At 67.1% G+C, this 8,521-nt stretch carries 6 protein-coding genes; all 6 read right to left on the bottom strand.

Features of this window, described 5'->3' with window-relative positions; all coding sequences use genetic code 11:
• On the bottom strand, positions 1 to 1,880 hold a 1,880-nt coding region (locus B1964_RS01135; protein ID WP_216354219.1), incomplete at its 3' end, for a type I polyketide synthase.
• A gap of 97 nt (positions 1,881 to 1,977) precedes the next feature.
• The gene (gene fadD32, locus B1964_RS01130; protein ID WP_006369240.1) at positions 1,978 to 3,900 is read right to left on the bottom strand and encodes a long-chain-fatty-acid--AMP ligase FadD32; all 1,923 of its coding nucleotides are present in this window, start codon (positions 3,898 to 3,900) and stop codon (positions 1,978 to 1,980) included.
• A 320-nt stretch (positions 3,901 to 4,220) separates the two neighbouring features.
• Positions 4,221 to 5,234, bottom strand: coding sequence for an LLM class F420-dependent oxidoreductase (locus tag B1964_RS01125; RefSeq protein ID WP_079928478.1), 1,014 nt, complete (start codon positions 5,232 to 5,234; stop codon positions 4,221 to 4,223).
• A gap of 189 nt (positions 5,235 to 5,423) precedes the next feature.
• Positions 5,424 to 6,425, bottom strand: a complete 1,002-nt coding sequence (locus tag B1964_RS01120; protein WP_079928477.1) for a cutinase family protein — start codon at positions 6,423 to 6,425, stop codon at positions 5,424 to 5,426.
• Positions 6,426 to 6,438: 13 nt separating this feature from the next.
• Positions 6,439 to 6,981 carry a DUF732 domain-containing protein gene (locus B1964_RS01115; RefSeq protein WP_253193839.1) on the bottom strand — a complete coding sequence of 181 codons (543 nt, stop codon included), beginning with the start codon at positions 6,979 to 6,981 and terminating at the stop codon, positions 6,439 to 6,441.
• 246 nt (positions 6,982 to 7,227) lie between these two features.
• Positions 7,228 to 8,521, bottom strand: a 1,294-nt coding sequence (locus B1964_RS01110) for an alpha/beta hydrolase-fold protein (RefSeq protein WP_079928479.1), incomplete at its 5' end; no start/stop codon positions are given.

The raw sequence follows: 8,521 nt of genomic DNA, 5'->3' as shown, positions 1-8,521 counted from the left end.
GGCACCACCGCCCCGTCGACCGCGCAGGGCGCGAAATCGTCGGCCGGATCACGTTCGGCGACAACAGCGTCCACCTCGGGGGCGGCCGACTGTGCGGCGAGTACCGCACGTTCGGCCTCGGTGAGGAAGTCCTCGTCGTCGTCGAGGTCGGCGGCCGGCGTCTCGGCGGCGGCCGCGTCGGTCAGATCGGCGACGGCGGCCGGTTCCTCGAGGTCGCCCGGGAGTACCTCGCGGACGATGACGTGGGCGTTGGTACCGCCGAAACCGAATCCGGATACCCCGGCGATGGCGTGCCCGGAGTAGCGCGGCCATTCGGTGATCTCGTCGGTGACCTTGAGGCCGGTCGCCTCGAACTGGATGTAGGGGTTGGGTCCGGCGTAGTTCAGGGAGGCCGGAATCTTGTTGTGACCCATGGACAACACGACCTTGGCCAGTGCGCCGGCACCGGCTGCGGACTCCATGTGTCCGAAGTTCGTCTTGGCCGATCCGAGCAGCGCGGGGGCGCCGACGACGCGTCCGCGACCAACCACCCGGCCCAGCGCATCGGCCTCGATCGGATCACCGAGGATGGTGCCGGTGCCGTGCGCCTCGACGTAGTCGACCTGACGCGGATCGAGTGCGGCGTCGGCATACGCCGATCGCAGAACCTCCACCTGCGCTTCGGGATTGGGCGCGAAGATGCCGTTGGAACGGCCGTCGGAGTTGACCGCCGTACCGGAGATCACCGCGAGGACCTGATCGCCGTCACGGCGGGCGTCGGCGAGTCGCTTGAGGACGAACAGACCGCCGCCCTCGGAGCGCACCATGCCGTCGGCGTCGGCGGAGAAGGCCTTGATGTGCCCGTCCTTGGCGACCGCGCCGATCGTATCGAAGCCGACGGTGGCAGCCGGGGTGAGGATCATGTTGACGCCACCGGCCAGGGCGACCTCGGACTCGCCAGAACGCAGACTCTGGACGGCCTGGTGGACGGCCACCAGCGACGACGAGCACGCGGTGTCGATGGCGACCGACGGCCCGTGGAAGTCGAAGAAGTAGGAAACTCGGTTGGCGATGATGGAGGTGGCGGTGCCGGTCAGGGCGTACGCCGCGGTCTCGTCGGAGCCCTCACCGAGACCGAGCGCGGCCATCAGCTGGTAGTCGTTGGTGGAGGTGCCGACGAAGACGCCGACACTGCCACCCTTGAGATCGCTGGCCGGGATGCGGGCGTGTTCGAGGGCTTCCCAGGTCAGTTCCAGCGCGAGCCGCTGCTGCGGGTCGACCATCTCGACCTCGCGCGGGCTCATCTGGAAGAAGTCGGCGTCGAACGACTTGACGTCGTCGAGGTATCCGCCACGCAGATTGCGCTTCTCGAGGACCTCGGCCATCCGCGGGTCGGCCTTGAACTCGGTCCAGCGATCGTCGGGGAGGTCGGAGATGCCGTCACGGCCCTCGATCAGGGCCTCCCACGTCGACTCCGGCGACTGACCGGCCTTCGGGAATCGCGTGGAGAGCCCGACGATGGCGATGTCGTCGGCGTCGCTGCGCTCGCGCTCCCAGAAGCGGTCGTCGTCGGCGTCGATGCCCTCGTCGGGATCGCCCTCGATGATGCGCGTCGCCAGCATCGCAATCGTCGGATGGTTGTAGGCGACGGTCGCGGTGAGGATGACGCCGGTCTTGTCCTCGACGTCGGCGGCCAGCGCCACCGCATCGCGCGAGGACAGACCGAACTCCTCCATCGGGCGGTCATCGGAGATCTGATCGGCCGGCACACCGGTGGCCTGCGCCACCCAGTCACGCAACCAGTCGCGTAGCTCGGAGACGGTCAGCCCACCGGCGGTCTCCCCGTCGGTGCTGGTGGCGTCGACCTGGTTGTTCGGCTCGTCGTTATTCAGTTCAGACATCGTTTCTCAGGGTACTTGGCGACGGCTCGATGGCCGCGCGGGTTCGTGACGGCGGCCGGCCGACGCGGAGTGTGTGCGGCGAAAGGGCTTCGCTGCGCTACACGCCCGCATCTGGGAAGGCCGTCTGCTTATACCCACCTCGCAGGCTGCCGTCGATGTAGGCGGCCTTGGTCGCGCGACGGGCGATCTTGCCGCTGGAGGTGCGTGGGATGGACCCGGCGGGGACGAGCAGGATGTCGCGGGCCATGACGCCGTGGCGTCCGGCGATGGCGGCGCGCACGGTGTCGGCGACTTCTTGCGGGTCGTGGCGTTTGCCCGGTCCGCGTTCGGCGACGATCACGAGTTGCTCGGAGGCGTCGTCGGGGTCGAAGGTCAGTCCGCTGGTGGATTGTTCGAAGACCACCTTGGGCAGTTCGTTGGCCGGGACCGCGAACGCCGCGACGAATCCGGGGCGCAGGGCCGGACTGGCTTCTTGCGCACTGAATTCGAGGTCCTGCGGGTAGTGGTTGCGGCCGTCGACGATCACCAGGTCCTTGACGCGGCCGGTGATGTAGAGCTCACCGTCGAGCCACACACCGTAGTCGCCGGTGCGCATCCAGGTCGCGTCGGCGGGAGCACCCTCGGTGTGGCTGTTCTGCGTGAGTGGTGTGGTGATGGTGTTCTCGAAGGTGTCCTTGGTTTCCTGCGGCTTGTTCCAGTAGCCGGCGCCGATGTTGAGGCCGTGCAGCCAGATCTCGCCGACCTCGCCGTCGGCCTTCTCGATGCCGACGCCGGTCTCGTCGTATTCGGCGGCGTCGACGATCGCGGCCCATTGGCTGAGCGCGACCTGTCCGCAGGAGACCTGGGCGACGGCGTTGGGCGCGTCGGAGTCGATGACCTTCATCCGCCCGGCATTGAGTTCTTCGCGGTCGACGTAGATGACCTTGGCCTCGTTGTCGCGTTGGGTGGCCGACACGAACAGGGTGGCCTCGGCCATGCCGTAGCACGGCTTGATAGCGGTCTTGGGCAGCCCGTACGGGCCGAATGCCTCGTTGAATTTCTTCATCGAGCTGACGGTCACCGGTTCGGAGCCGTTGATCAGGCCGATGACGTTGGAGAGGTCGAGTTTCTCGCCCTCTTTCGGCAGGCCGCGGGCGGCGGCGTGCTCGTAGGCGAAGTTGGGCGCGGCGGCGTAGGTGGGTGCGTTGTCGTCGTCGGCGGCGAGTTCGCGAATCCAGCGGCCGGGCCTGCGCACGAAGGCCTGCGGGCTCATGATCGTGATGTATTTGCCGCCGAGCGCGGGCAGGATCACCGTGAGCAGGCCCATGTCGTGGAACATCGGTAGCCAGGTGACGCCGCGGGCGTTGCGGTCGATCTCGATGCAGTCGTAGATCTGCAGGACGTTGGCGGCCACTGCCTGGTAGGTGATCTCGACACCGGCGGGCACGCGCGTCGATCCCGACGTGTACTGCAGGTAGGCGACGGTGTCCTTGTTGTGGTCCTTACCGGCGATGGGTGCGACCCAGCTCGAGCCGACGGAGTCGGGCACCGCGTCGACGGCGATGACGCGGGGACGCTCCTTGGCCGGGCGGTCGGCGAAGAAGTTGCGGACCGCCTCGGCGGATTTGGTGGAGGTGAGGATCGCGGTCGGCTCGCAGTCCGAGAGCACCGCGGTCAGCCGGTCGGTGTGACCGGGCTCGTCGGGGCTGAACAGCGGAACCGCGACGTTGCTCGCGTAGAGCGCGGCGAAGAAGCCGATCACGTACTCCAGCGACTGCGGGGCGAGGATCGCGACGCGGTCGCCGTGTTTGGTGACCTGCTGCAGCCGTGCAGCGACTGCCCGGAGCCGTTTGCCGAATTGCGCCCAGGTGAGGTCCTGACGTTCGCCCTCGCGCTCCCGGCTGTAGTCGATGTAGCGGTAGGCGAGTGTGTCGGCCGCGTCGCGGACGTTCCGCTCGACGTAGTCGACGAGTGTTGCGTCCTCGGTGAAGTGCAGCTGACCGTTCTCGTCGAGGAACTGCTCAAATTCAGTCTTCAGCATTCATTACTCCTGTGGCCCCCACGTTCCTGCCCCCAAATGGGCATATCGTGCGTACCTCGTGGCACACCCCGCGGCGCCCGACCGCGCTGCTCGGTTCAGTGTGACCCTCGAGTCGTTCCTTGCCGTGCACCGTTGGTCGTGTCGGTACCCATTCGTCCGTGGACCGCGTTGGTCGCGGTCGCACGACACTTCCCAACTCTTTCGCTCACTTCATGATCGTCATGTCCACCTTGACTCCACCGCAGTGTGATCACGCCACTGCAGCGGTCCTTCACCAGCGGTTGTCGTGCGGCTTTCCGCCCCCGGACCGAGGACACACTTTACTCTCCCTTGAGGAGCGAAATGACCGGCGCGAAGGCATCCATCTGCGTCGGGAACACCCCGACGTAGGACATCGAGGTGCGCCGCCGCACCGCCCGGATCTGGTCGGCGATCTCCTCGAACGATCCGATCGCGATGTACGGCGAGTTCAGCACGTCGTCGACGGTGAACTCGGTGTCGCGTTCGATGTTCGGCGGATACCCCTGCTCGAGTGCCTTGAGCGCCATCTCTGCAGTGGACTGCCGGTCGTCGGTGATGACGATGACCGCGATCGTCCAGTTGAGTTCGATCTCGGCGAAGCGGTCGCCCGCGGCCTGCCGGATGCGGTCGACCCGCTCGGCGGTCTTCTCGATGGTCATGTCCGACAACTTCATCCGCCCGTCGGGGGTGGTGCCCGGCGCCACGGAGATGATGTCGGCGTGTTTGGCGGCCAGGGCGAGCATCTTGGGTCCGCCACCGCCGACGGCGATCGGCGGGCGCGGCCCCTGACGCGGTCGCGGGCTGCCCTCGAGCCCCGTGATCCGGTAGAACTCACCGTCGAAATCGACGGTCTCCCCGCGCATGAGCTTGTCGAGGATCGTCAGCGATTCATCGAGCCGTCGGATGCGTACACCTGGGGATTCGAACTCGATACCCGCCTTGTCGAACTCCTCCTTGAGCCAGCCCGCACCGATCCCGAGTTCCAGGCGGCCCTTGCTGAGGACGTCGATGGTGTTGGCCTCCTTGGCCAACAGCGCCGGATGCCGGAAGCCGTTCGCGAGAACCGACGTCGCCAGCCTGATGCGGTCGGTGGCCTGGCTCAACGCTCCCAGTGCGGCCAGCGGGCCGACCTGGTTGCCGAGGTGATCGGGTACGGCAAAGGTGTCGTATCCGTATTCCTCGGCGGTCTGGGCCAACTTCACGAACTTGCGGGCGCCGCCCTCGTCCTTGTTGCCCTCACCACCGGCGCCGAACCGGAACGCGCGCAGCGTGGTCTCGCCGCCACCGGTCCCGGTGGTCTCGCCCTGGGTCATTGGTTCTCCTCGTCGCGTCAGCGGCGTCGTCATGAGCTCTCGTGGCCCCGCGGGGCGTCCCCATTCCGCAGGACACCGCCGAGCCAGCCCACAACGTTAATGCAGCAGGTCGGCGCCGCCCAAACGGATCGGTCCCCGCTCAGGGCCTTCCCAGCCACCCCGCAGCACGCGACGTCACGACATGGGTGCTCAGTTGTGCGCCGGACGCGGGGCCTCGTCGATGAGTCCGTTGACCCAGCCGCGCATCCACTGGGTCGCGGTCGCACCGTCGAGAGACCAGTACCGCGGCGTCGCATACATCGCGTGCACCGGGTTGTTGATCGCGCTCGCCAGTTGACTCACGGCACTCAAGGGATTCGACGCCGTCGGCGCATCGCAGATGAGATCACCTGGGGCACAGATGGATACAACCTTGCTCTGCAGATCCCCGAAGCCGCCGGGGCGCGGGCCGGTCATCGTGGTCCCCGGCACCAGCGACCCCATACCGGCGAGTGCGATCTCGGCACCGACGCCGGGCGGGTTGGGTCCGATGTCACGCTGATCGCCGGGCTGCCGGCGGCCGTCGGCGATGAGTCCGACCCCGAGGACGAGATCGGCGTCGGACTGCGGCAAGACGTTTCCACGGCCGTTGCCGATGGCCGAGGCGAGGTCTCCGCCGATGACCGCACCCTGCGAGAAGCCGACGATGACGTAGCGCGTCAGCGGGCAGTGCTCGTGGGTGGAGATGATCTTGCCCGCGGCCCGCTTGTAGCCCTGGGTGCGCGAGTCGTTGTAGCTGCTCTGCCGATCGTTGAGGATCGTGGGGTTCCGGAACTCGGCGATGTAGGGCACCGTGTAGACCTCGGTGCGCGAGTCGGGAAATTCACTCTTGATCGCCTTGGAGACGCGCAGCAGCAGCGACGCCGGTTTGGACGTCGGGTTCAGCGGGTCGTCGTTCGGAGTGGACTCCCAGGTACCCGGGATCACCAGCGTCAACACGTCGGCGCAGTCGGTGGGCTGGGCCTCCGGCCGGTTCGGCGGGGTCGTCGTCGACGTCGGGCCGCCACCGCGCGGCGGTGCAGGCGGACCCTCGACGATGCCCTTGATCCAGATCACGATCAGCACGATCGCGATGACGGCGATCAGCGTGACCGCGACCATCAGCAGGCGCAGCGCACGTGAGGTCCGCGAGCGTTTCTTCCGGGCGTTCACAGGTCGGTTGCCGCTAGCAATAGTTGTCCTGGGCGGCCTTGATCACCTTGTCGGCCTTGGCATTGGCTTCCGCGGTGTTCTGGGTGCCGGGCGCGACCAGTGCGGTGACGTAGCCCTTGGTGGTCACCGGGTCGGTGTTCTTCTTCTGCGCGTCGCAGACGTAGGTCGCCAGCGACAGCGCGACACCGTTGTCGGTGTCACCGAGCAGCGTGACGTTCTGACTGCGCAGGGCCTGCAGGTATCGCTTGGCCTTGTCGTCGAGCGGCGCCCCGTCCGGCGCGGTGAGTTGTCCCGATGCCGGTGCCGTCGAGCCGGGGGTGGTCGCCGGCAGCGTGGACCCGCCGGTGGTCGGGGTGGCACCGGCCGAGGCCTGACCGGACTCCGGCGCGCTCGACGCCGATGCACTCGACGGCGCGGAGTACAGCGACGTCGTGGTGACCGGATTGCTGGTGATCGGGGCGCTCGCGGTGGAGTCGTCCGAACATGCCGCCAACGAACCCAGCGCGAACACCACGCCGGTCATCAGCACACCCAGCCTCAAGTACTTCGTCATCATCACTTCCTCGTCACGCATCACCGATGCCGCCTCGAACCCTCCGACCCCTGGTTCGACGAGAGGCGTGCCGGTGACCACGTACACACACGTGGTGGTTTGTCCCAACCGCCAGCAAGGCTACCCAACAAGGCGGACATGATTCGCCACCGGAGCCACCTCACCTGCGCAAACATCGCGATTCCACAGTCAGATCTCAGGACGCACACACGCGGCACCCGATGTGGGTGCCGCGTGTGTGAGCTGGATCTATCGCGCGAGTTGCGCGCCACCCTTCGGTGACCAGTTGATCCGGCCGTGTTCAAAGGTCTGCGTTTTTCCGCCGTCGCGACCCCACGGCATCTCACCGCTGGTCGGCAGCCCGAGTTTGCCGCCGGGGCCGCCCGCGCCGACATATGCCCCGCCGATCGCGCCGCCGACCACCTGCGGACCCTTCGGTCCGGTGATGATCCGCCCCTCCGCGAAGTCCTGGGCGCGTCCGCCGGGCACGCCGTACTCCGGCGTCAGGCACACTCCCAGCCGGGCCGGACCGGCGACCTTCTTGAACGCCGGGCTGACCCCGCAGGCCACCTTGTCACCGCTGAGGCCGAGCGCTGCCGCCGCCTGCGGCCAGGCCTGATGCATCTCGAATTCCCAGTAGGGCCAGGTGTGGGTACCCGACGCCCGGTAGACTGCCTGTCCGGGAATTCCCAACTGGTTCAACTTGATTGCGAACTGCTGCGAGGTGACCCGGGAGAGCAGCTCGAGGCCCACACCGGAATAGTTGGTCGCCAGCATCGGGATGTCGGACGGCTTGTCGTACGGGCCGACCATGCCGTTGCCCGACGAGATGTAGAGACTCGTGCCCCGCAGTTTGTCGGCGAGCAGGTACGGATCGTGGGCCTTCCACTCCGGGTCGCTGGGCGGGCCGAACATCTTCATCGCGTCGTAGCCGCCGCCGTCACGAAGGGCGAACTGGATGGCCTGCGGCATCCCGTAGGAGGTGAGCTGCAGGATGCCGGAGAACGACGCGGCGAACTTGTAGTAGCCGGGGTTCCGTGCGGCGAGCATCATCGCCGCCGAGCCACCCATCGAGAGCCCCTCGATGCCACGGACATCCGTTGAGCGCCAATCACCTTCGATGATGGGCGGCAGCTCGTGCATGAGGAAGGTTTCCCACTTGTAGTTCTTGCCCTTGTCGGTTTCCTTCCAGTCGGTGTAGAAACTCGACTCGCCACCGATGGGCAGGATGACGTTGACGTTCTTGTCCTTGTAGAAGTCGACGACGTCGGTGTTGATGACCCAGCCGCTCTGATCGTCCTGCGCGCGCAAACCGTCGAGCATGGTCAGCTGCGGGAACCGCGCCGTCGGATTGGCCCACCAATCACGGGCCAACAAGATCTGGACCTGGATCTCGGTGTTCATCGACGGGGAGAACACCCAGAGCGCGACACGACGGTCGGTGTACCAGAACACCTTGGTGACGCGGGCGGGCTGGGTGGGCGCCGGGGAGGCCGCGGGAGTGGCCGCCGGAGCCGGGGCAGCTGGGCTCGCCGGGGCCGCC

The organism is Gordonia sp. i37, assembly GCF_002043085.1.
Taxonomy (GTDB): Bacteria; Actinomycetota; Actinomycetes; order Mycobacteriales; family Mycobacteriaceae; genus Gordonia; species Gordonia polyisoprenivorans.
The sequence above is the reverse complement of the archived record's forward strand: the minus strand, read 5'-3'. Positions and strand labels throughout refer to the sequence as shown.

Excerpts from the sequence above, each read along its gene's own strand:
- B1964_RS01115 (WP_253193839.1), bottom strand. The coding sequence starts at position 6,981 with ATGATGACGAAGTACTTGAGGCTGGGTGTGCTGATGACCGGCGTGGTG.
- B1964_RS01125 (WP_079928478.1), bottom strand. The coding sequence starts at position 5,234 with ATGACCCAGGGCGAGACCACCGGGACCGGTGGCGGCGAGACCACGCTG.
- fadD32 (WP_006369240.1), bottom strand. The coding sequence starts at position 3,900 with ATGCTGAAGACTGAATTTGAGCAGTTCCTCGACGAGAACGGTCAGCTG.